General features: G+C 70.3%; 20 protein-coding genes. 11 read left to right on the top strand and 9 right to left on the bottom strand.

Annotated elements, in window-relative coordinates; genetic code table 11:
• Nucleotides 1-82: 82 nt before the first annotated feature.
• The 5 genes from sppA to DJ75_RS13140 all read right to left on the bottom strand — a co-directional run bounded on the left by sppA (nucleotide 83) and on the right by DJ75_RS13140 (nucleotide 4,635).
• Entirely contained in the window at nucleotides 83-1,018 is a 936-nt protein-coding gene (gene sppA / locus DJ75_RS13160; RefSeq protein ID WP_094524909.1) for a signal peptide peptidase SppA, read from the bottom strand.
• A 147-nt stretch (nucleotides 1,019-1,165) separates the two neighbouring features.
• Nucleotides 1,166-2,089, bottom strand: coding sequence for a coiled-coil protein (locus tag DJ75_RS13155; protein ID WP_094524908.1), 924 nt, complete (start codon nucleotides 2,087-2,089; stop codon nucleotides 1,166-1,168).
• Between the two features lie 288 nt (nucleotides 2,090-2,377).
• Nucleotides 2,378-3,064 carry a 2,5-diamino-6-(ribosylamino)-4(3H)-pyrimidinone 5'-phosphate reductase gene (locus tag DJ75_RS13150; protein ID WP_094524907.1) on the bottom strand — a complete coding sequence of 229 codons (687 nt, stop codon included), beginning with the start codon at nucleotides 3,062-3,064 and terminating at the stop codon, nucleotides 2,378-2,380.
• 64 nt (nucleotides 3,065-3,128) lie between these two features.
• A complete protein-coding gene (locus tag DJ75_RS13145) occupies nucleotides 3,129-3,641 on the bottom strand; it encodes a PUA domain-containing protein (protein ID WP_094524906.1) in 513 nt (170 codons plus the stop codon).
• A gap of 97 nt (nucleotides 3,642-3,738) precedes the next feature.
• Nucleotides 3,739-4,635 carry an HD domain-containing protein gene (locus tag DJ75_RS13140; RefSeq protein ID WP_094524905.1) on the bottom strand — a complete coding sequence of 299 codons (897 nt, stop codon included), beginning with the start codon at nucleotides 4,633-4,635 and terminating at the stop codon, nucleotides 3,739-3,741.
• A 365-nt stretch (nucleotides 4,636-5,000) separates the two neighbouring features.
• Here DJ75_RS13140 and dapA point away from each other — a divergent pair, with 365 nt between their 5' ends.
• Genes dapA through DJ75_RS13110 form a run of 6 tightly spaced genes read left to right on the top strand, consistent with a single transcriptional unit; the run spans nucleotide 5,001 to nucleotide 11,305 of the window.
• Nucleotides 5,001-5,999 (top strand): 4-hydroxy-tetrahydrodipicolinate synthase, encoded by a 999-nt coding sequence (gene dapA / locus DJ75_RS13135; RefSeq protein ID WP_094524904.1) that lies wholly within the window; start codon nucleotides 5,001-5,003, stop codon nucleotides 5,997-5,999.
• Nucleotides 5,996-6,796 carry a 4-hydroxy-tetrahydrodipicolinate reductase gene (dapB, locus tag DJ75_RS13130; protein ID WP_094524903.1) on the top strand — a complete coding sequence of 267 codons (801 nt, stop codon included), beginning with the start codon at nucleotides 5,996-5,998 and terminating at the stop codon, nucleotides 6,794-6,796. Before dapA ends, dapB begins: the two co-directional genes overlap by 4 nt.
• Before the next feature lie 57 nt (nucleotides 6,797-6,853).
• Nucleotides 6,854-7,693, top strand: coding sequence for a 2,3,4,5-tetrahydropyridine-2,6-dicarboxylate N-succinyltransferase (locus DJ75_RS13125; RefSeq protein ID WP_094524902.1), 840 nt, complete (start codon nucleotides 6,854-6,856; stop codon nucleotides 7,691-7,693).
• Complete coding sequence (gene lysA, locus DJ75_RS13120; protein WP_094524901.1) at nucleotides 7,690-9,123, top strand: diaminopimelate decarboxylase; 1,434 nt, start codon at nucleotides 7,690-7,692, stop codon at nucleotides 9,121-9,123. Before DJ75_RS13125 ends, lysA begins: the two co-directional genes overlap by 4 nt.
• Nucleotides 9,120-10,076 carry a diaminopimelate epimerase gene (gene dapF / locus DJ75_RS13115; protein WP_094524900.1) on the top strand — a complete coding sequence of 319 codons (957 nt, stop codon included), beginning with the start codon at nucleotides 9,120-9,122 and terminating at the stop codon, nucleotides 10,074-10,076. The genes lysA and dapF overlap by 4 nt, the downstream gene beginning before the upstream one ends.
• Nucleotides 10,073-11,305 carry a M20/M25/M40 family metallo-hydrolase gene (locus DJ75_RS13110; RefSeq protein ID WP_094524899.1) on the top strand — a complete coding sequence of 411 codons (1,233 nt, stop codon included), beginning with the start codon at nucleotides 10,073-10,075 and terminating at the stop codon, nucleotides 11,303-11,305. Before dapF ends, DJ75_RS13110 begins: the two co-directional genes overlap by 4 nt.
• Before the next feature lie 18 nt (nucleotides 11,306-11,323).
• Here the strand turns inward: DJ75_RS13110 and DJ75_RS13105 are convergent, their stop codons facing one another.
• Nucleotides 11,324-11,821: an NYN domain-containing protein gene (locus DJ75_RS13105; protein ID WP_094524898.1), complete on the bottom strand. Its 498-nt coding sequence runs from the start codon at nucleotides 11,819-11,821 to the stop codon at nucleotides 11,324-11,326.
• A 226-nt stretch (nucleotides 11,822-12,047) separates the two neighbouring features.
• Between DJ75_RS13105 and DJ75_RS13100 the strand changes: the two genes are divergently transcribed.
• The 5 genes from DJ75_RS13100 to DJ75_RS13080 are packed head-to-tail and all read left to right on the top strand — an operon-like array spanning nucleotide 12,048 to nucleotide 18,578.
• Nucleotides 12,048-14,000: an ABC transporter substrate-binding protein gene (locus DJ75_RS13100; protein WP_094524897.1), complete on the top strand. Its 1,953-nt coding sequence runs from the start codon at nucleotides 12,048-12,050 to the stop codon at nucleotides 13,998-14,000.
• Nucleotides 14,001-14,033: 33 nt separating this feature from the next.
• Nucleotides 14,034-15,008 carry an ABC transporter permease gene (locus tag DJ75_RS13095; RefSeq protein WP_094524896.1) on the top strand — a complete coding sequence of 325 codons (975 nt, stop codon included), beginning with the start codon at nucleotides 14,034-14,036 and terminating at the stop codon, nucleotides 15,006-15,008.
• A 6-nt stretch (nucleotides 15,009-15,014) separates the two neighbouring features.
• On the top strand, nucleotides 15,015-16,199 hold the full coding sequence (locus DJ75_RS13090; RefSeq protein ID WP_094524895.1) for an ABC transporter permease: 1,185 nt from the start codon (nucleotides 15,015-15,017) through the stop codon (nucleotides 16,197-16,199).
• Nucleotides 16,199-17,245 carry an ABC transporter ATP-binding protein gene (locus DJ75_RS13085; RefSeq protein ID WP_094524894.1) on the top strand — a complete coding sequence of 349 codons (1,047 nt, stop codon included), beginning with the start codon at nucleotides 16,199-16,201 and terminating at the stop codon, nucleotides 17,243-17,245. The genes DJ75_RS13090 and DJ75_RS13085 overlap by 1 nt, the downstream gene beginning before the upstream one ends.
• Nucleotides 17,238-18,578: an ABC transporter ATP-binding protein gene (locus tag DJ75_RS13080; protein ID WP_094524893.1), complete on the top strand. Its 1,341-nt coding sequence runs from the start codon at nucleotides 17,238-17,240 to the stop codon at nucleotides 18,576-18,578. Before DJ75_RS13085 ends, DJ75_RS13080 begins: the two co-directional genes overlap by 8 nt.
• Before the next feature lie 30 nt (nucleotides 18,579-18,608).
• Here the strand turns inward: DJ75_RS13080 and DJ75_RS13075 are convergent, their stop codons facing one another.
• The 3 genes from DJ75_RS13075 to DJ75_RS13065 form a co-directional block, all read right to left on the bottom strand.
• Nucleotides 18,609-19,352, bottom strand: coding sequence for a hypothetical protein (locus DJ75_RS13075; RefSeq protein WP_254921986.1), 744 nt, complete (start codon nucleotides 19,350-19,352; stop codon nucleotides 18,609-18,611).
• 70 nt (nucleotides 19,353-19,422) lie between these two features.
• Nucleotides 19,423-19,743 carry a cupin domain-containing protein gene (locus DJ75_RS13070; RefSeq protein WP_094524892.1) on the bottom strand — a complete coding sequence of 107 codons (321 nt, stop codon included), beginning with the start codon at nucleotides 19,741-19,743 and terminating at the stop codon, nucleotides 19,423-19,425.
• A gap of 54 nt (nucleotides 19,744-19,797) precedes the next feature.
• Nucleotides 19,798-20,587: DnaJ C-terminal domain-containing protein (locus DJ75_RS13065; protein ID WP_141212041.1), on the bottom strand; the 790-nt coding region annotated here is incomplete at its 5' end.

Here is a 20,587-nt window from a genome sequence, read left to right as displayed (position 1 = left end):
TCGGCGAGGGGTTCGCCGGGGTCGGGACGGATTCCGGTCGAAGGCGGGGCCGTCGCCCGGCCTCCCGCAGCGGAGGCGCGGTCTACCGCAGTTCGACGTCGACCTCGCCGCCCTCGCTCGTGAAGGCGCTCGCGACGCCGTTGCCGGCGGCGAACGCCACGCGCTCCGCGCCGATGCCGAGCCGCTCCGCGAGCCCGCGGTCGGGCGTGAACTCGCGGATCTCCGGCTCCGCGTCGATCAGCTCCGCGAGCCGGTCCTCGACGTCGTCCTCGGTGCCGAGCTCGTCGACGAGCCCGATCTCCAGGGCGTCGGTTCCGAGGTACACCCGCGCCTCGGTCTCCCGGATCGCCCCGGGGTCCATGTCGCGCCCCTCGCTGACGGTCTCGACGAACTGGTCGTAGTAGCCGTCGATGATCCCTTGGAGGTACTCCCGCTCGTCCTCCTCGATCTCGCGCAGCGGGACGCCGGCGTCCTTGTACTCGCCGGCGGTGAACTGCTCGTAGGATATCCCGAGCTTGTCGGCGAGTCCGGCCGCGTTCGGCCGGGAGCCGACGACGCCGATGGAGCCGACGAGGCTCGCGTCGCGCGCCCACAGCTCGTCGCAGCCGCTCGCGATCCAGTAGCCGCCGGAGGCGCAGGTGTCGGTCGCGTACGCGACCGTGGGGCCGTCGAAGCCGGCGGCCGCGCGCCGGATGTCGTCGCTCGGGAGCACCTCGCCGCCGGGCGTGTTGAGCTCGACGACGAGCGCCTCGACGTCCTCGTCCTCGTCGGCCGCCTCGATCTGCTCGACGACGTCGTCGGCCGTCGTCCCGCCCGGTCCCGACAGCGGCGAGGGGCGGCCGCTCTTCCGGACGATCGGTCCGGAGACCGTCACCTTCGCCGCGTTGTACTCCTCGGCGTCACCGAACCGACCGCGGGTGAGCCGGGCGACGATCCGCCTGCCGGCCACCGTCGCCGTCGCACCGATCACGGCGGCCGCGAGGAGGTTCCGTCCGTCCGAACGCGCGTCGCTCTCCATACCGTCGGTTGGGGGCGCGCCCGTTTATATGGTGGCGCTACGGGTCGCCGCGGGGACCGGCGCGAGCGACGACCGCCTCCGCCGCGCTCGGAGCCGTCGCTGGGGGAATCGGAAAAGCCGCAAAACCGGGGGAAATCGTCGTCCGAGTTACAGCAGGCCGGTCTTCTGGAGCTTCATCAGGTCCTCGGTGTCGAGCGTCTCGCCCTCCTTGAACTTCTGGTAGATCTCCTCGGCCTCCTCCTTCTCCTCCTCGCGCTTCTCCGCGCGCTCGTCCTTGCGCTCGCGCTCCTCCTCCTTGTCGAGCTCGCGCAGGCGCTTCTGGACGCGCACGAAGTCCTCGTGGTGTCGGTCGGCGGCCTCCTGGGCCTCCACGAACAGCTCGTGCATCTCGTCGGCCTCGTCGCGGATGTCGTCGGCCTCGCGGTAGGCCTCGATCATCTGGTTGTGGTGTTCCTGGGCCTTGTCCGCGAGCTCCGTCACCTTCTGGTGGTGCTGGGACGCCTCGGACCGGACCTCCTCGGCCTCCTCGACCAGCTCGTCGAGCTCGCTGGTGTCGTCGACCTTGTCCTTCTTCTCGGCGAGCTTCTCGCGCTTCTCGTCGATCTTCTCGATGAGCTCGCGCTCGTCCTCCGCGTCGAGAACCTCGGTCTGCTGTCGGAACTCGAGGTCCTCGATCTCCTCTTTGAGCTCCTCGATGGACTTGCCGGAGCCGAGCTCCATGTCCTGTTTGAGCTCCTCGACCTCGTCGAACAGCTCGTTGGCCTCGGCGTTGAGCTCGTTGCGCTTGTCCTTGTGCTCCTGGACCTGCTCGTTGAGCTCGTCGCGCTTCTCGCGGTGTTCCTGGGCCTCGTCGACCTTCTCGCGCGTCTTCGCGTTGAGGTCGTCGCGCTTGGAGGCGCGCTCGGAGGCCATCTGGTTCAGCTCGTTGCGTCGGTCTCGCAGCTGACCGGCGCGCTTGATGAGCTGTCCCTTCGACCCGTTGTCGAGGTCGTCCTCGGAAAGGTCTACGTTGTCCGCTTCGTCCATCGGTTCGATGTCGTACTGATCGATGACTTCGTCTTTCGTTACCATTTTTTATCTCTCCATCACCGCTCCGGGGATGGCTGGTGCTCGCCGTCGTGCGTCGGGCCGTTCACAAGAGCTCCCGTTCATTTCAGCGTGCGATCCTACCAGCGCCGGAGGCGTTCTGGTACCAAATTCTACCGCCGGCCGACATATAAAGACTTCGGTGAATCGGGTGTAACCCGGTAGCACGGGCCGTATACCCGCCGATCCGTGCTGACCGATCACACACCCATCAGTATTTATGAAACGTCTACCGGGCCCCCGCCGGACGGGCGCCGCGGTCTCACGCGGGACTCACGACGCGTCGTCGCGGACCTCGTACGAGAGCACGACCCCGTCGTCGAACCGCTCCGCGTCGGTTAGGTCAAGCCGCGGGAACGCCTCGGTGAACCCCTCGCCGTCGGCGAGCGTCGGGGCGCCGCGACCGCCGATCACCATCGACCCGACGTAGACGTGGAGCTCGTCGACGAGGTCGGCCGCGAAACAGGAGTATATCACCTCGCCGCCCCCCTCGACCATCAGGCGGTCGACGCCGCGGTCGGCCAGCGCCGCGAACCCCGCGGCGAGGTCGACGTGACCGTCGTCGGTCTCGGGTTCGACCGCGACGACCTCGGCGCCGGCCGCCTCCAGCGCCGCGCGGCGCTCCTCCGTCGTCGCCGCCGAGACGAGCAGGTACGTCGTCGCCGCGTCGTCGAGGATCCGGGCGTCGGTCGGCGTCCGCCCTCGCGAGTCGACGACGACGCGGGCCGGATGGCCGGGGCGGCCGTTCCGCAGGCGCTGGACGCGGCGGTCCTCCTCGTCGAGGGTGAGGTGCGGGTCGTCGGCGAGCACCGTCCCGACGCCCACGAGCACCGCGTCCGCGGCGGCTCTGACGCGGTCGACCCGGTCGAAGTCCTCCGGGCCCGAGATGCGGAGCTGCTCCCGGCGCCGCGTCGCGAGCTTCCCGTCGACGCTCTGGGCGGCGTTGACGACGACGTGCATACGCGTGCGTGTCGCGGGCGGGGAATGGTCGTTTCGGTCGCCGACGGCGTCGCCGGCGGTTCCGTCACTCCGCGTCGCCGCCGCCGACCCCGTTCCGCACCTTCACCGCGACGCCGCTCGCGAACGCCTCGGCCTCCGCGCCGGAGAGCTCCGCGCGGCCGACCGCGAACAGCGCGTCCGCCTCGTCGACGACGAGCACCTCGTCGCCGGGGCGAATCCCGTCGTCGGCCGCGACCACGAACTTCGCGAAGGCGTTGCGCCCCTCGCGGACGAACGGCTCGCTCTCCTCGCCGACGACCATCCGGTGTCGCGGCTGGTCGAACGCCTCCCGCAGCCGCCGGCCGCCGGCGACCCCGAGCGTGAAGCGCCCGTCGGTGCCGTACGAGACGAGGCGGTCGCCCTCGGAGCTCCCGGGGGTGTCGTCGACGTCGCCGACGATGACCTGCCGCGGGCGGCCGCCGCTCGACCGGCGGACCGTCAACGGGTCGTCCGGGGGGAAGAGGGCGCGGCCCGCGCCGGCGCCGAACTGGTAGTCGGCGCCGGTCCGTAAGTCCGCCAGCGCGTCGGCGTCGGTCATACCCGCACTGTTCCGGCCACGCGCAAAGCCGTTACGACACGGCGCGGCCGGATCCGCGACGCGGAACGACCCGGATCCGCGACACGGGGCGGCCGGCCTACAGCTCGATCCGGTCGACGATCGACTCCGACCCGTCCCTGTTGCTGTGGGTGTTGATCGCGATCGTCTGTATCTGGTCTTCCACCAGCGACCCCTCCATCTTCGCCTTCAGCAGCGAGTCCACCTGGTAGACGCCCGCGGCGTTGTTCATCCGGATCACGACCTGCGCGGGGGTCTCCTCGCCCTCCCGCAGCGAGACGCGCTGGATCGCCTGCGAGGAAACGGTGTTGATTCCGCGCCCGCCCTCCTCGTAGGGGACCCGCGAGCGCCCGCGCTCCATGTCGAGCCCGTCGGCGATCCGAACGACCCCGGCCTCCAGCGTCAGCGGCTGCTCCTCCGTGTGGTGACAGAGGATGGCGTGGAGCACTTCCGCCTTCACGCGCACCTGCTCCGGGACGTCGTAGAAGGAGGGGAGGAGGCGGTCGAGGAGGTCGGCCGCGAGCGGGATCGAGTAGTACGGATGATCGTGGCGGTGAACGACGTGGCCGATGTCGTGGAGCGTCGCCGCGAGCGCGATGACCACCGGCTCGTCGGCCTCGTCGAGCCCCTGTTGGCGAGCGCCGTTGAACTCGACGCCGCCGTCCTTCAACAGGTCGTACAGCCGGAGCGCGCGGTCCCGCACGATCTCGACGTGCTTGGCGCCGTGGTCGTTGTACCCCTTCCGGTCGACGGGGTTGACGTTCTGCGCCTCCAGGTACGCGGTGATCTCCGCGTCGGCGGCGATCCGGTCGAGCATCTCGTTGAGGCGGTCGTCGGGGAAGGCGTGGTCGGCCTCGGGGTCGTACTCGTGGCGGTCGGCGTCGGTGTCGGGACGGATATCCGGGTCGGTCGCGGCGCCGTCGCTCGGGGGGACGGGGTCGTCCGGGTCGGTCGACGACTCGGCGGGATCGGTCATGAGATCGGTGAAGACGCGTCGGCGACCTAAAAGGTGTGCGTGCCCGGTCCGGGCGCGGCGTCCCGGGAGCGCGCCTCGCCGGGCGGCAGTTTCGACCACAGACACAACTTATAAGCGGTACAGGCGTCCAGTACGGGTGTGATCCGACCCGCGTCCAGACGCGGCTCGCCGAGGCCGTCAGCGACGCGGCTCTTCTCGAAAAAACGCGCGTGAGCCGTCCGCCGGCGGGAGTGGCGACCCCGTCCCGGACGACCCCCGACCCGCGCGCACCGTTCGTTTCCCGACCGACCGCAGACGACCACGAACACTGGCCGACCGCAGACGGCAGCAGCGTTCGACCGACCGCAGACACCCACAGCGCACCCATGACAGACGCGACCACCACGACGCCCTACGGAGCCCGAACCGAGACGGACCGAGACCAGACGACCGAGCCCTTCGAGGGGGTGTACCCCGCGATGACGACCCCGTTCACCGACGATAACGAGGTCGACCACGCGCAGCTCGCCGACAACGCCCGGCACCTCGAACGCGCGGGCGTCGACGGGGTCGTCCCGGTCGGCTCCACCGGCGAGTCGGCGACGATGACCCACGACGAGCACGTCGACGTGATCGAGACGGTCCGGGACGCGCTCGACGACATCCCGGTCATCGCCGGCACCGGCTCCAACAACACCGCCGAGGCGCTCTCGCTGTCCCGGCGGGCCGCCGACGCGGGCGCCGACGGCCTCCTCCTCATCTCCCCGTACTACAACAAGCCGGAGGCGCAGGGATTCCTGAACCACTACCGGACGATCGCCGACGAGGTCGACCTTCCACAGATCGTCTACAACGTCCCAAGTCGGACCGGTCAGTCGATCCCGGTCGACGTCACGGTCGAGCTCGCGGAGCACCCGAACATCCAGGGGTACAAGGCCGCTTCCGGCGACCTGAACCTCATCAGCGAGGTGATCGAGCGCACCCGCGAGGAGTCCTTCTCCGTGCTCTCCGGCGACGACGGGCTCACGCTCCCGGTGCTCTCCATCGGCGGCACCGGCACTATCAGCGTCGTTGCGAACGTCGAGCCGGAGCGCTCCTGCGCGATGGTCGGCGCCGCGCTCTCCGGCGACTACGACCGCGCCCGCGCGCTCCACCACGAGCTCTCGCCGCTCGTCCGCGAGCTGTTCGCCGAGACGAACCCGATTCCGGTGAAGGAGGCGATGCACATCCGCGACCGGGGCGGGCCGCTGGTCCGCTCGCCGCTCTCGCGGCTCTCCGAGGAGCGCCGCGACGTCCTGCGTGACCTGCTCGCCGAGTACGACGAGGCCGCGCCCGGAACCGTCGAACCGGAGGTCGTCGAGCCCGCAACGGGGGGCGCCGAATGAGCGGCGGCGCGGCCGACTCCCACTCCCTCTCCGTCGCCGTCACCGGCGCCGGCGGCCGAATGGGCCGCGAGGTTATCGAGGCGGCCGCCGACCGCGAGGGCGTCGCCGTCGCGGTCGCGGTCAACCGCACCGCGACAGAGCCCGTCGCGCGCGTCGACGTCGAGGACGCCGACCGGCTCGGGGAGCTGCTCGCGGCCGAGACGCCCGACGCACTCGTCGACTTCACCGGCCCCGAGTCGGCCGTCGCCTACGCCGGGGCCTGCGCCGACGCGGGCGTCCCGCTGGTCACCGGCACGACCGGCTTCGCGGACGCCCAGCTCGACGGCCTCCGGGCCGCGAGCGACGCGGTCCCGGTGCTCAAGGCGTCCAACTTCGCGCGCGGCGTCGCCGCGCTCCGCCGCGCGGTCCGGGAGGCGGCGGCCGCGCTCCCCGGCTACGACGTGGAGCTCACCGAGACGCACCACAACGGGAAGCGCGACGCCCCCTCGGGCACCGCGAAGTCGATCCTCGACGACGTGGAGTCGGTCCGGGCCGACCTCGACGAGCGCGTCCACGGGCGCGAGGGCGACGCGCCGCGCGAACCCGACGAGATCGGCGTACACGCCCGGCGCGCGGGCGACGTCACCGGCGAACACGAGGTGCTCGTGGCGGGGAACCGCGAGACGCTGGAGCTCACGCACCGCGCCGGCGACCGCGGGGTGTTCGCCGAGGGCGCGCTCGACGCCGCCGCCTGGCTCGCCGGCCGCGACCCCGGCTGGTACGGGTTCGACGACGTGCTCGACGCCGGAAACGAATAACTACGAAGCATCCGCATATCGACGAATAAATACCGACACTCATCCTTACACTACGCAATGACGCTCGAATCCGACGTATCCGATCTGTGGGACCGCTATCAGGAGGGACTGACCGCCGCCGACGCGACCGCCGAAGACGCGGCCGTGATCGACGAGTTCCTCGCCGCGCTGGAGGCCGGCGAGGTCCGCGCCGCCGAGAAGACCGGCGACGACGTGACCACCTGGGAGGCCAACGAGTGGGTCAAGCGAGGCATTTTGCTGAACTTCGGCCTGCGCGAGACCGAGCCCCGCGAGCACGGCGGCGTCACCTACTACGACGTGCTCCCGCTCCGCGACACCGCCGACCTCGGCGAGCGCGGGACCCGCAACACCCCCGACGGCACCGTCATCCGGCGCGGCGCGTACCTCGGGAGCGACTGCATCATGATGAGCCCCTCGTTCGTCAACATGGGCGCGCACGTCGGCGACGGCACCCTCGTCGACTCCTGCGACACGGTCGGCTCCTGCGCCCAGCTCGGCGAGAACGTCAAGCTCGGCGCCAACACGCTGATCGGCGGCGTCCTCGAACCCGTCGAGGACGCGCCGGTCGTCGTCGAGGACGGCGTCTCGCTCGGCGCGGGCTGCCGGGTCACCTCGGGCTTCCGCGTCGGCGAGAACTCGATCGTGGGCGAGAACACCCTCCTGACGCCGCGGATCCCCGTCTACGACCTCGTCGAGGAGGAGGTCCTCTACGGCCACCTCCCGGCCGACCGCCGGGCGTTCACCCGGATGGTGGAGTCCTCCGTGGGCGACCACGACCTGTTCGAGGGCGGCGCGTACAAGCCCGCGGTCGTCGCGACCCACGTCGAGGAGGACACCCTGGAGGCGACGCGGCGCGAGGACGCCCTCCGCGAATGAGCGACCGCGACGCTGGCGGATCGTCCGACGAATCCGCCGACGGCGACTCCGCCGCTGGCCCCGTCGCCGCCGACGGCGACCCCCCGGCCCGGCGCGTGAGCGACTGGGACGCCGACCGCCTCGCCGACCTCGCGGCCGAGCACGGCACGCCGCTGTACGCGCAGGACCTCGACCGCGTTCGCGAGAACTGCGAGCGCCTCCGGGACGCCTTCCCCGACGCCGACGTCCGGTACGCGGTGAAGGCCCACACCGGACGGGCGGTCCTCGAAGCGGTCCGCGAGGCCGGGCTCGACGCCGAGTGCGCCTCGGCCGGCGAGGTCGACCGCGCGCTCGCGGCCGGCTTCGGCGGCGAGCGGCTCCACTACACCGCGGTCAACCCGCCCGCCCGCGACCTCGACTACGTCGTCGGCGTCGCCGAGGCGGAGCCCGCCCTCACGGTCACTGTCGGCGCGGTCGACACCCTCGACCGGCTCGCCGAGCGGGGCTACGACGGGCGGGTCTGCGTCCGGGTGAACCCCGGCGTCGGCGCGGGCCACCACGCGAAGGTCCGGACCGGCGGCGCGGCGAAGTTCGGGATCCCGTACGACCGCGCCGCCGAGGCGGCCCGCGACGCCGCCGAGCGCTTCGAAGTGGTCGGGGTCCACGCCCACGCGGGCTCCGGCATCGACCCCGACCAGCTGGACAGCCACCGCGAGATGGTCTCGCGGATGGGAGCGCTGGCGCGGAAGCTCGCAAAGCCCGACGGCGACGCGGCCGGGGACGGCGACGCGCCCGCCCCCCTAGACCTCGAGTACGTCGACGTCGGCGGCGGGTTCGGCGTCCCCTACGAGGAGGACGAGCCGCCGCTCGACCTCGGTGCGGTCGCGGCGGCCACCCGAGAGGCCGTCGCACCGCTGCCCGCGGGCGCCGACCTCGCGATCGAGCCCGGCCGGTACGTCGTCGCCGACGCGGGCGTCCTGCTGACGCGCGTGAACACGGTGAAGCCGACCCCCGACGAGCGCGTCGTCGGCGTCGACGCCGGGATGACTGACCTGCTGCGTCCGGCGATGTACGACGCGTACCACCCGATCAGGAACCTCGGCGGCGGACGGGGCGGCGACGGGAGCGACGCCCCGTCCCCCCACGAGCGGGAGGCAACCCCTGTCACGGTCGCCGGACCTATCTGTGAGACCGGTGATACCCTGTGTAGAGACCGAGCGCTCGCCGATCCGGCCCGAGGGGACCTCCTCGCGGTCGGAATCGCGGGCGCGTACGGATACGAGATGGCGAGCCAATACAACTCACGACCGCGGCCGGCGGAGGTCGCGCTCGACGACGGAACCGCGACGGTCGCCCGACGACGAGAGAGCCTGACGGACGTGACGGCGGCCGAACGGACGGAGGACCGTTCAGGAGCGACGGCGGCGCCCGAGACGGAGGGGGAGCGATGAGCACCCACGCAGTCCCGATCGAGAAGTACCACGGCACGGGCAACGACTTCCTCGTCGTCGACGCGACCGCGGAGAGCGTCGGCGACCGCGCGCGGTTCGCGCGCGCTCACTGCGACCGCGAGACGGGCGTAAACGGGGCGGACTTCGACGCCGACCGCGGCGCGGCCGCGGCGAACGGCACGGGAGGCGACGCGCCCGCCGGCCGCCGCGGCGCGGACGGCGTCCTCTTTTTAAGTATCGAGGAGCGGTTCGACCCGACACGGGTCGTGATGACGCTGGTCCAGCCCGACGGCTCGACGGCGACGATGTGCGGCAACGGCGCGCGCGTCGTCGCCCGGTGGGCCCACGACCGGACCGGCGACCGCGAGTTCATGATCGACACGCAGGCGGGCACGCGGCGCGCCTCGGTGAACGCGGACGCGACCGCGGCGACCATCGAGATGGGCGAGCCGACGTTCGACCCCCGTCTGGTCCCGGTCGCCCGCGACGAACCGCTGATCGACGAACCGGTCGCGGGACTGACCGTCACGGCCGTGAACACGGGCGTCCCCCACGCGGTGGCGTTCGTCGACGGCGGCCGCGACGGCCCCGAGGGCATCGGCGCGGTCGACCTCGACGCCGTCGCTCCGCCGGTCCGCCACGCCGACGTCTTCCCCGAGGGCGCGAACGTGAACCTCGCGGCGGTCGTCGACGACGGGAGCGGCGACGGGCCGGCGGTCCTCGACCAGCGCACCTTCGAGCGCGGCGTCGAGGGCGAGACGCGCTCCTGCGGCACCGGCGCCGTGGCGGTCGTCGCCACCGCGCGCCGGCTCGGCCTGATCGACGGCGAGTCGGCCGTGAGCCGCCCGCCGGGCGGCGAACTCGAGATCACGGTGCCCGACGCGGGCCACGCGACGCTGACCGGTCCGGTCGCCCACGAGTTCACCGGGAGCCTGCCCGCCGACCCGCGATGAGCGACCCCTCGTTCGATCCCGTCTCCTTCCTCGAGCGCGCCGTTCGGACCCCCTCTCACGAGTCCGTCGACGAGATGCGCGACCTGGTCGTCGAGACGCTCGACCGGCACGGCGTCGACAGCGAGGTCGTCGCCGGCGGCTGCGTGCTCGCGGAGAAGCGCTCGCCCGCGCCGGACGCGGGGCCGCACCTCGTTGCGAACACGCACCTCGACACGGTGACGCCGCACGTCCCGTTCGAGCGGGGCGTCGCCGGGGAGGACGAGCGATTGGGTTCCGCATCGAACGGCGGAGCCCCTGACCAGGTGATCCGCGGGCGCGGCGCGTGCGACGCAAAGGGACCGCTCGCCGCGCTCCTGTCCGGGTTCCTCTCGGCCGCCCCGGAGCGCGGCCGGCTCACGCTCGCGCTCACGCCCGACGAGGAGACCCTGTCGCTCGGGGCGGCGGCGCTGACGGGGCGGCTGCTGGGGACCGAGGACCGGCTCGACGGCGACCTGTTCCTGGTCGGCGAGCCGACCGGGCTCGACGCGTGTACCGCCGCGAAGGGGCGGTTCCAGGGTACCGTCGAGCTGTCGGGCACCGCGGCGCACGCCGCGGAGTTCGCCGGCGCGAACGCGGTCGCGGCCGCCGAGGGCGCGCTCGAGGCGGTCCGGACCTTCGACGCGGACGCCGACGAGCACCCCCAGCTCGGCCCGCCGAAGCTCACGCCGACCGTCATCGAGGGCGGGGAGGCGACGAACCAGGTGCCGGCGGACTGCGAGATCACCGTCGACCGGCGGAGCGTCCCGCCGGAGACGGCCGAGGGATTCCGCTCGGCGCTCGCGGCCGCGGTGCGGGCGCGGGTCCCGGAGGACGTCGGCGTCGACGTCGCGCTCACCGACCGGGAGTCGCCCTTCTTCGAGGCGTTCTCGACGCCCCCCGATCACGAGCTAGTCGACGCGGTCGCGGGCGCGGCGCGGGCGGCGGCCGACTCGACCGGGCTCGCGACCGACCGCGGGGGATCCGTGCGCCCCTTCGGCGCGGCGACGGAGGCGTCGTACTTCGCACCGGCGCCGACGGTCGTGTTCGGCCCCGGCGACCTCGCCGACGACGCGGGCGCGGTCGCGCACTCGGAGCGCGAGTACGTCCGCGTGCGAGAGGTGGACGCGGCCGCGGAGACGGTCGAACGGGCGATCGCGGGGCTGCTCGGTGGGCCGAACCGTCGCGCTGACGGCGGCGACGCGTCGCGCTGACGGCGGCGAAGAGCGGAGTTATAAGAGGAACGTCTCCTCCTCTTCGGCGAGGTCGACGAAGTCGTCCGCGGCCTCGATCAGCTCCTCGGCGGCGGAGTTGCCGAACCCCATCGCCTCGACGCGGACGCCCTCGTGGCGGAGGTGCGAGCAGAGCCGAGCGAAGTCGCCGTCGCCGGTACAGAGCACGACGGTGTCGACGTGGCTGGCGAGCGAGACGGCGTCCAGGCTCATCCCGAGGTCCCAGTCGGCCTTCTTGGAGCCGTCGGCGAACGTCTTGATCTCCTTGATCTTCGTCTCGAAGCCGATGTCGCGGAGCGCCTCGAAGAAGCTCTCCTCCTCCGGGGAGTCGGCGCGGATCACGTACGCGATGGCCCGGACGAGCTCGCGGTCGTCGACCGCGGCCTCCAACAGGCCGGAGTAGTCGATGTTCCGCGAGTAGAAGCTCTGCGCGGAGTGGTACAGGTTCTGCGAGTCGGCGAGCACCGCGACGCGCTGGTGCGGGTGGATATCGGTCATACCGCCCAGTTCACCGGCGCGGCTTAGGGGCTTTGGGATCCGGGTCGCCCGCCGGCCGAACCGGACTGCCCGAACGTCTCGTGTCGACGACACGATGTGCCTGTTCGTTTATAAACTACTATCGAGTGGACCGTTTATACGGTGTATAAGGCCGTCTTTAGCGGTTATTCGCCGTATCTATCTGAACATCTGAGGTTTTTAGTGCGTACACTCACTGTCTCGTGGTATGTCACGGCGACACACTGACGGTGGCAAAGACGGTCGGCGTCTCGGACGTCGACAGTGGCTCTCCATGCTCGGCGTCGGCGGTGCGACCGCGCTCGCCGGCTGCTCGGGCAACGGCGGTGACGGCGGCGACGGGGAGACCGGGAACGGGACCGACGGGGACGACGGGACGGACGGCGGCGACGGCGAGGACAGCGGCACCGACACGTCGACGTACGCGACGGCCGCCGCGGCCTCGTTCACGACGCTCAATCCGATATACAACGACGAAAACGGCGCCGGGAACGCGATCGCTCGCGCGCTCGACCAGGGGTACACGTTCAACGCCGACAACGAGTACGTCCCGCTGCTCTACGACATGTCCACCGAGGACGGCGAGGTGTGGACGTTCGAGGTCCGCGAGGGGCTCCAGTTCAGCGACCCGTACGGCGAGGTGACCGCGAGCGACTTCGTGTATCTCATCCAGGAAGTTCACCAAGGGGGCTGGGCCAGTTCGGTCAGTGCCACGTACTGGACGGGCGTAGAAGTGGAACAGACCGGCGAGTACGAGTTTCAGGCCACCCTCCAGAGCCCGCAACTCCTCTGGCCCGAGAGCTACGAGCCGCTCCTGTACCCCATCCCGCAGGATCTCCTCCAGCCGTACGTCGAGGAGGAGGACGCCGAGGGGCTCCGGCAGGACGAGGAGTTGCTCGAACTCCAGTTCTCCGGCAACCTCGGCCCGTACGTGCTCGACGAGTGGCAGCGCGACGGCGGCACCCAGTACAGCCGCAACGACGACTACTACCTTCAGGACGCCGACGACCTCCCGGACGTCTTCAACGAGGCCCCGTACTTCGAGTCAGCGGAGATCCAGGTCCTCGGCGAACAGGCCTCCCGACTCGGCGCGTTGGAGACCGGCGAAGTCGATTCAGCGGCTATCCCGCCCGAGCGTGTGCAGGAGTATCAGGACAACGACGAGATCTACGTCAACCAGATCCCGCAGCCGTACAACGAGAAGCTGTCCGTCAACATGCGGGACAACGGCTGGACGACCGGACCGGGAAACATGTTCCGGCACATCCCGTTCCGGCAGGCCATGGCCGCGGCGATCGACAAGCAGAGCCTGATCCAGGGCGTCTTCCGCGACTTCGCGGAGACGCACTTCACGTGGCAGCCCCGCTTCAGTAACTTCTATCCGCCCGAGGACAACATCCCGATGTTCGGCGTCGGCGACCGCTACGGGAGCGAGTACGCCCGCGGGCTGGCGGAGGACGCCTTCGAGCAGTCCGAATACGAGTACGGCTTCGACGGGGAGACGATGGTCGATCCAGACGGCAACCAGGTCCAGCTCAGCCTCTACCACAGCGCCGGCCAGGAGACCGAGCAGCTGATGGGAGAGTTCATCGCACAGGAGCTCGGGAACAACCTCGGGATCGACGTGAGTATCGAGGCCATCGACGGCACGCGGTTCGACACGGAGTACTACACCACGACGGACTTCCCCACGCCCGAGCGGAACGAGGAGGGCGAGGTCACCAGCGTCCCTGACGAGCTCGTCGACACCGTCGACGGCGAGGAGGTCGAGTGGACCTCGCCCACCGCGACGAACCCCGGACCGCGAAACATCACCGGGAACGAGGACTGGGACATGGAGATCGTGTACGGACTGAACACGTTCCCGCGGAACCCCCTCACGAACGCCGTCTTCTTCGACGGCGCGACCGGGTCGTACAACCCGGTCGGCTACTACCCCGAGTTCGACGCGCAGACGCTGTTCGACAACGCCCGGCAGGCGTCCAGCGAGGAGGAGCTGGCCGACGCGCTCGTCGACCTCTTCGTCAACATCGCGGAAGAGCAGCCGTACATCATGCTCGCGTTCCCCGACAGCACGGTCGGCTACCGCGAGGGGCTCGAAGGCCCCATCGAGAACTTCTCGAACGGCTGGAACCTCCCCGCGTGGAGATACGAGCAGTAACGCCGCCGTCTCTCACACTTCCACGTCATCAATATGGGATTCGGAAAGTACGTCGGCGCACGCGTGCTGTGGGCCGTGGTCGTCTCGCTGATCATCACCACGATCACGTTCCTCCTGCTCGCGGCCGCGCCCAACCCGGCGATCCGCGAGGCGGCGACGCAGGCCGCGCTGCAGGGCGGTGACCCCTCGGCCGCGGTCGAGCGAGAGCGCGAGCTCCGCGGGCTCAACCAGCCGCTGTACGTTCGGTACATGGACTTCATCCGGAGCATTTACACGCTCGACTGGGGCTGGTCGGAGAGCCGCAGCCAGCCCGTGACCGAGGCGCTGCTGCAGGCGCTCTACTACACCGCGCAGTACTCGATCCCGTGGACCGTCCTCACGATAACCCTCGGGCCGCTCGTCGGCGTCTACTCCGCGGCGAACATGTACAGCTGGCGCGACCACGTCGCGACCGGGTTCGCGTTCTTCGGGTACGCGATTCCGAACTTCTTCTTCGGGATCATCCTGCTCCTGATCTTCGGGGTCTGGTTCGAGGTCGTCCCGATATCGTACGACACGAGCGCTCCCGTGTTCAGCCTGCAGAACGTCCGGCAGCTGATTCTGCCGGTGTTCGTGCTCGTCACGGGCTCGATCGGCGCGACGATGCGGGTCTCGCGGAACGAGTCCGCGGAGTTCCAGAACTCCGACTTCATGAAGACGGCGAAGGCGAAAGGGGTCTCGCCGCTGCGCGCGTACGCCTACCACGTGATGCGGCCGACGATGGTCCCGCTGTCGACGACGCTCGTCGGGCAGCTGTTGGCGCTGTTCATCGGGTCGTCGCTGCTCGTGGAAGTCGTGTTCGGCATCCCCGGACTGGGCAGACTGACGTTCAACGCGCTCATCTCGCAGGACACCAACCTGGTGTTGGGATCGACGCTGGTGTTCACCTTCATTGCCGTCGTCGGCAACCTGCTAGAAGACTTGGTGTTCACCGTGCTCGACCCGCGAATCAACTACGACGACAGATAACTCACAATGGCAACGAAGAAACCGGAGCAGTTCGACCGCGTCGACTGGAGCGAGCTCTCCGAGTCGAGACGGTTCGACCTGTCGATAAACTCGATCGGCATGCTGGTGGCGACGCTGCCGCTGGCGCTCCTCTGGCTGTACGACTACCAGTTCGTCGGCGAACGCGAGGCGACGTTCCAGGCGATCGGACTCAGCAGGAACCTCGACCCGCTGGACTACTTCTTCGTGTTCACGCTGTTCCTGTTCTTCTTCTACCTGATCTTACCGCTGTATCAGAACCCGCGGATGACGCGGTACTACTGGAAGGAGTTCAGGCGGAACCGCCCCGCGGTCGTCAGCCTCGGTTGGCTGGGGATCGTGTTCGTGGGCGGGCTCATCGGTCCGCTCCTGATCAGCGCGCCGGAGCAGAGCATCCTCACCGGCCACCAGCCGCCGGTGTTCCTCTCGATCGACGAGGCGAACGTCGCGAACTGCGTCGGCGAGGTGGTGAACGGACGGTGTCAGGGGACGTGGCAGCACCCGCTCGGGACCACTCGCGGCGGGAAAGACGTCTTCGCCGGCATCGTCTACGGCATGACGATCAGCATGCAGATAGCCTTCATCACGACGACGATCGTCGCGGCGATCGGCATCACGTTCGGCACCGTCAGCGCGTACGCGGGCGGCTGGGTCGACGAAGTGATGATGCGGTTCGTCGACATCATCCTCTCGTTCCCGACGTTCCTGATGTTCCTGCTCATCCTGTACATCTACGGCGCCGGATTGGGGATGTTCATCCTCGTGTTCTCGGCGTTCGCGTGGGGCGGCACCGCGCGGTACGTGCGCAGCAAGTCGCTGTCCGTCTCCGAGGAGGAGTTCATCAAGGCGACGCGGATCAGCGGCGCGAGCACCTACCGCGTGGTCCGGAAACACGTCGTCCCGAACGTGGCGAGCAGCATCATCACGCAGCTCACGCTGCTCATCCCCGGCTTCCTGCTCGCGGAGGCGCAGCTCGCGTTCCTCGGGATCGGCGACTCGGCGGTCCCCTCGTGGGGACAGCTGATATCCGCGGGCCGGAGCGACCTGGCGTTCGCGCCGTGGATCGTGTTGTCGCCCGGCATCGTGCTGTTCCTGACGATCCTGGCGTTCAACTTCATCGGCGACGCGCTGCTGGACGCTCTGAACCCCGAAGCGGAGGCGGAGAGCGCATAATGTCCACCCGACAACCACTGCTCGAGGTCGAAGACCTCACGACGACGTTCAGCACCGACAACGGAGAGCTCACGGCCGTCGACGGGGTCGACTTCTCGGTCGACGAGGGCGAGACCGTCTGTATCGTCGGGGAGTCCGGCTCCGGGAAGACGGTGGCGACGGAGTCGGTGACGCGGATCGTCAAGGAGCCGCCGGGTCGCGTCCGGGGCTCGGTCCGGTTCAAGGGCCGCGATCTGCTGGAGATGAGCGAGCCCGAACTCCGCGAGATCCGCGGCTACGAGATCGCGCACATCTTCCAGAACCCGCAGGAGGCGATGAACCACTGTTACACCGTCGGGTGGCAGATCGTCGAGGCGCTGCAGATCCACCGCGACGTCTCCGACGAGGAGGCGCGCGCGAAGGCGATCGACCTGATGGACAAGGTGGGGATCGCGAACGCCAGCTCGCGGTTCGACGACTACCCGCACGAGTTCTCCGGCGGACAGAAGCAGCGCGTGATGATCGCGATGGCGCTCGTCGGCGACCCCGACCTGCTGATCGCGGACGAGCCGACCACGGCGCTGGACGTGACGGTGCAAGCGCAGATCCTCCGGCTCCTCGACGACCTGCAGGAGGAGTTCGACATGGGGATCCTCTTCGTCACGCACGACCTGGGCGTCGTCGCCGAGATCGCCGACCGCATCGTCGTGATGTACGCCGGCAAGGTGATGGAGCGCGGCGACGTCATCGACATCTTCGAGCGCCCCGCGCACCCGTACACCCAGCAGCTGCTGAACTGCCTCCCCGAGATCGGCGGGAAGAAGGGGGGTATCCCCGGGACCCTTCCCGATCCGCTCGATCCGCCGGACGGCTGTCGCTTCGCCCCGCGGTGCGAGCACGCGGTCGACGCCTGCGTGACCGGCGACCAGCCGGAGGAGATCGAAGTGAACCCGGGTCAGCGCGCCTCCTGCGTCCACTACCGCCCCGGCCGCGACGACTCGGTCGTCCGCGACGGGATTCCGGACTCGACCGCCGACGGCGAGGAGGTGAGCTCCGCCGATGACTGAGGAGCCGCTCCTCTCGGTGCGGGACCTCAAGAAGCACTACCCGATCCGGAAGGGCCTGTTGAACCGACAGGTCGGCGCCGCTCGCGCCGTCGACGGGATCAGCTTCGACATCGCTCCCGGGGAGACGCTGGGACTCGTCGGCGAGTCGGGCTGCGGGAAGTCCACCGCCGCCACCTCCATCGTCCGGCTGGAAGAGCCCACGGGCGGCGAGGTGATATTCAACGGCGGCGGGCGGAGCGGTGCGACCCGGAACGCCGACGGCACGCACCCGAACGACGTGACGCGCTTCGACGACCGGGAGCTGAAGGCGTTCCGCCGCGACGCGCAGATGATCTTCCAGGACCCCTCCTCCAGCTTCGACCCGCGGATGTCGGTCGGGGGCGCGGTCGCGGAGATGCTCCAGATCCACGGCATGTCCGACCGCCACCGGCGGCGTGCGATCGTGGAGGACCTGCTCGAACGCGTCGGGCTCTCGCCCGAGGACTACGACCGCTATCCCCACGAGTTCTCCGGCGGGCAGAAACAGCGGATCGCGCTGGCGCGAGCGCTCGTATTGAACCCGGAGCTCATCGTCGCCGACGAGCCGGTCTCCGCGCTCGACGTCTCGATTCAGGCGGAGATCCTCGACCTCATCGCCGACCTGCAGTCGGAGTTCGACCTCTCGCTGTTGTTCATCAGCCACGACATGTCCGTCATCCGGGAGATCTGCGACCGGGTGGCCGTCATGTACCTCGGTGAGATCGTCGAGATCGGACCGACGGACCGCGTCTTCGCCGACCCGCAACACCCGTACACGGAGGCGTTGCTCTCGGCGATCCCGACGCCGGACCCGCGCTCGACCGCCGAGGGGATCGAGCTGACGGGGACCGTGCCGAGCCCGACGAACCCGCCGTCGGGCTGTCGGTTCCACACCCGGTGTCACAGGGTGATCCAGCCGGACGACGTCGACCTCGACCAGTCGAGCTGGCGTGGACTGTTGAACCTCCGCGACGCGCTCGCCGCCGACAGCGTCGACGTCGATCAGATCCGCGAGAACTTCCGGACCGGGACCGACACCGGCGCCACCCCAGATGCCGTGAAAGGACAGATCCGCCGCGAGTTCGACCTCGAGGAGACGATATCCTCCGACGAGATAGAGTCGCTGCTCGACGCGGCGCTCGACGAGGCGCTCGGCGACGACCTCGACGCGGCGGCGGCGACGCTCTCCGAGCGGGTCACCACCCCCTGCGAGGAACGCGTCCCCCAGCGGACCAGCCACGAGCCCGGCCACGAGTCGGCGTGTCACCTCCACGAGCGGGACCGGTCGGCGCCGCCGAACCCGGCCGACGACTGAGGCGACCGCCGCCGCTCTCGTCGCTTTGTCTTAGCGTTCGCCCAGCGCCGGGAGCGCCACCCGTCGCGAGCCGCCGTCCTCCCGCTCGACGGTCACGGTCGGTTCGCCGTTGTCCGTCTCCTCACCCACGAGGACGGACGTCGCGCCCGCCGCGAGCGGTGCGACGAGGCCCGCGGCCAGCGCCCGCGGGTCCGAGAGGTCACCGCGGAGCGTCACCGAATCACCCGGTTCGAGCCCGTGCTCGCCGGCGACCGACGCGGCCGCGTCGAGGAGCGCGCGGTGAGTGACGCTCCCGCTCCGGTCCGGTCCCTCGCCGTCCGTCTCGCGCAGCACGATGTCGTCCGGGCCGACTCCGCTGGGGGGCATCCCCGGATTCTCGCTCCACAGCTCCTGCTCCCAGTGGGTCGTCTCGGGTCGCTCCGGCGGTCCGCCGAAGGCGGCGAGGCCGGTGCCGGGGGCCGGCTCCGTCGTCGACTCGTCGGCCACGTCGACGAGGACGACGCGGTCGCCGCGCGCGATCCCGGTCTCGGGGTCGAACCGGACCGGGGCGCCCAGCGCGGCCGCGCCGAGGAAGGCGAGCGTCGTGTGGAGCCCGGGCGCCGGCTCGACTGCCACGGTCGACCCCTCCCGCGCGCCGAGGTAGCGGAGCACGTTCGCCGACTTGTACCCGTTGGTGATCAGGTCCCAATACGTGCGTTCGCGCTCGTCGGGCGTGACGAGCGCGACGTCGCGACTCCGCCGGTCGCGAGCGAGGATATCGCCGACGACGTCCATGTCCGCGACTCGGGGCGGCCGCGACTTAAAAACGAGGAGTGGCGGGTCCGTCCGGGGTCGAGCGCTCGCGTCAGGGCGCGCCGGCGATGACCATCCGCGAGCCGTCAGCCGAAAAGGCGAGGTCGCGCGTCGAGTCGGCGTCGACCCGGACGGCGTCGCCCGGACCGAGCTCGACGGCCTCGCCGTCGACGGTCAGCGTCGCCGCGCCGTGGAGCAGCACGTACACCTCCTCGTGGCCGGCGTCGGCGTGGTCGTGCTCCATCCCCTCCCAGCCGTCGTCGGCCTCGACGACCGTCACGCCGAGGCTCTCGCAGTCGAGCGCGTCGCGGAGGAAGTACATCCCCGGCGCGCGCGGTTCGACGTCGTCGTAGGCTGTGGTGTCGTAGCCCATGGCCGGGTGATACGCGACGCAGGCCAGTAAAACGACGGGCCGCGGGCGGCGCCGTCAGAAGGAGCTCTTGAGCCGCTCGAAGAAGCCGCCGCCGACGTCGATGTCCTCGCCGCCGGCCTCGGCGAACGCCTCCAGCGCCTCGCGCTGCTCCTCGTTGAGCGAGTCGGGGATCACGACGCCCACCTGCACGTAGAGGTCGCCGCGGCCGCGGCGCCGCAGTCGGGGCATCCCCTTCCCCTCCAGTCGGAACGTCTCGCCGCTCTGGGTGCCGGCGGGGACGTCCATCTCCACGGTGCCGTCGACCGTCTCGACCTCGACCGTGTCGCCGAAGACGGCCTGTGGGAAGGAGATCGCCTCGCTGACGCGGAGGTCGTCGCCGTCGCGCTCGTACCGGTCGCCGATGTCGACGTCGACCTCGATGAGCAGGTCGCCGTTGGGCCCGCCGTTCTCGCCGGGCGCGCCCTCGCGCTCCATCCGGAGGCTCTGGCCGGAGCGGATCCCCGGCGGGATCTCCACCGAGAGCGTCGCCTCCTCGCGGACGACGCCGTCGCCGCCGCAGTCGGAACAGTCCTCGCTGTACAGCTCGCCCTCGCCCTCGCAGCGCGGGCACGTCGAGGTCTGCTGGACGCGGCCGAGCGGCGTCTGCTGGACCTGCTGGACCTGCCCGCGCCCGTTACACTGAGGGCAGGTCTGCACGTCGGCGTCCGGCGGGTGGCCCGCGCCGTCGCAGGTGTCACAGGCCGTGGGGCGGGTGAGCGTGACCTCCTTGGTCGCCCCCTCGAACGCCTCTTCGAGGTCGATCGTGAGCCCCGTACGGAGGTCCCGTCCCTGACGGGACCTCCGT

It is taken from the genome of Halorubrum sp. Eb13 (genome assembly GCF_002252895.1).
Lineage (GTDB): Archaea > Halobacteriota > Halobacteria > Halobacteriales > Haloferacaceae > Halorubrum.
Note: the sequence above shows the minus strand (reverse complement) of the source record. Positions and strands in the feature narration are given on the sequence as shown.

Bases quoted from the DNA above. Each gene is read 5' to 3' on its own strand.
- sppA (WP_094524909.1), bottom strand. From the start codon at position 1,018: ATGGAGAGCGACGCGCGTTCGGACGGACGGAACCTCCTCGCGGCCGCC.
- DJ75_RS13155 (WP_094524908.1), bottom strand. From the start codon at position 2,089: ATGGTAACGAAAGACGAAGTCATCGATCAGTACGACATCGAACCGATG.
- DJ75_RS13150 (WP_094524907.1), bottom strand. From the start codon at position 3,064: ATGCACGTCGTCGTCAACGCCGCCCAGAGCGTCGACGGGAAGCTCGCG.
- DJ75_RS13145 (WP_094524906.1), bottom strand. From the start codon at position 3,641: ATGACCGACGCCGACGCGCTGGCGGACTTACGGACCGGCGCCGACTAC.
- DJ75_RS13140 (WP_094524905.1), bottom strand. From the start codon at position 4,635: ATGACCGATCCCGCCGAGTCGTCGACCGACCCGGACGACCCCGTCCCC.
- dapA (WP_094524904.1), top strand. From the start codon at position 5,001: ATGACAGACGCGACCACCACGACGCCCTACGGAGCCCGAACCGAGACG.
- dapB (WP_094524903.1), top strand. From the start codon at position 5,996: ATGAGCGGCGGCGCGGCCGACTCCCACTCCCTCTCCGTCGCCGTCACC.
- DJ75_RS13125 (WP_094524902.1), top strand. From the start codon at position 6,854: ATGACGCTCGAATCCGACGTATCCGATCTGTGGGACCGCTATCAGGAG.
- lysA (WP_094524901.1), top strand. From the start codon at position 7,690: ATGAGCGACCGCGACGCTGGCGGATCGTCCGACGAATCCGCCGACGGC.
- dapF (WP_094524900.1), top strand. From the start codon at position 9,120: ATGAGCACCCACGCAGTCCCGATCGAGAAGTACCACGGCACGGGCAAC.
- DJ75_RS13110 (WP_094524899.1), top strand. From the start codon at position 10,073: ATGAGCGACCCCTCGTTCGATCCCGTCTCCTTCCTCGAGCGCGCCGTT.
- DJ75_RS13105 (WP_094524898.1), bottom strand. From the start codon at position 11,821: ATGACCGATATCCACCCGCACCAGCGCGTCGCGGTGCTCGCCGACTCG.
- DJ75_RS13100 (WP_094524897.1), top strand. From the start codon at position 12,048: ATGTCACGGCGACACACTGACGGTGGCAAAGACGGTCGGCGTCTCGGA.
- DJ75_RS13095 (WP_094524896.1), top strand. From the start codon at position 14,034: ATGGGATTCGGAAAGTACGTCGGCGCACGCGTGCTGTGGGCCGTGGTC.
- DJ75_RS13090 (WP_094524895.1), top strand. From the start codon at position 15,015: ATGGCAACGAAGAAACCGGAGCAGTTCGACCGCGTCGACTGGAGCGAG.
- DJ75_RS13085 (WP_094524894.1), top strand. From the start codon at position 16,199: ATGTCCACCCGACAACCACTGCTCGAGGTCGAAGACCTCACGACGACG.
- DJ75_RS13080 (WP_094524893.1), top strand. From the start codon at position 17,238: ATGACTGAGGAGCCGCTCCTCTCGGTGCGGGACCTCAAGAAGCACTAC.
- DJ75_RS13075 (WP_254921986.1), bottom strand. From the start codon at position 19,352: ATGGACGTCGTCGGCGATATCCTCGCTCGCGACCGGCGGAGTCGCGAC.
- DJ75_RS13070 (WP_094524892.1), bottom strand. From the start codon at position 19,743: ATGGGCTACGACACCACAGCCTACGACGACGTCGAACCGCGCGCGCCG.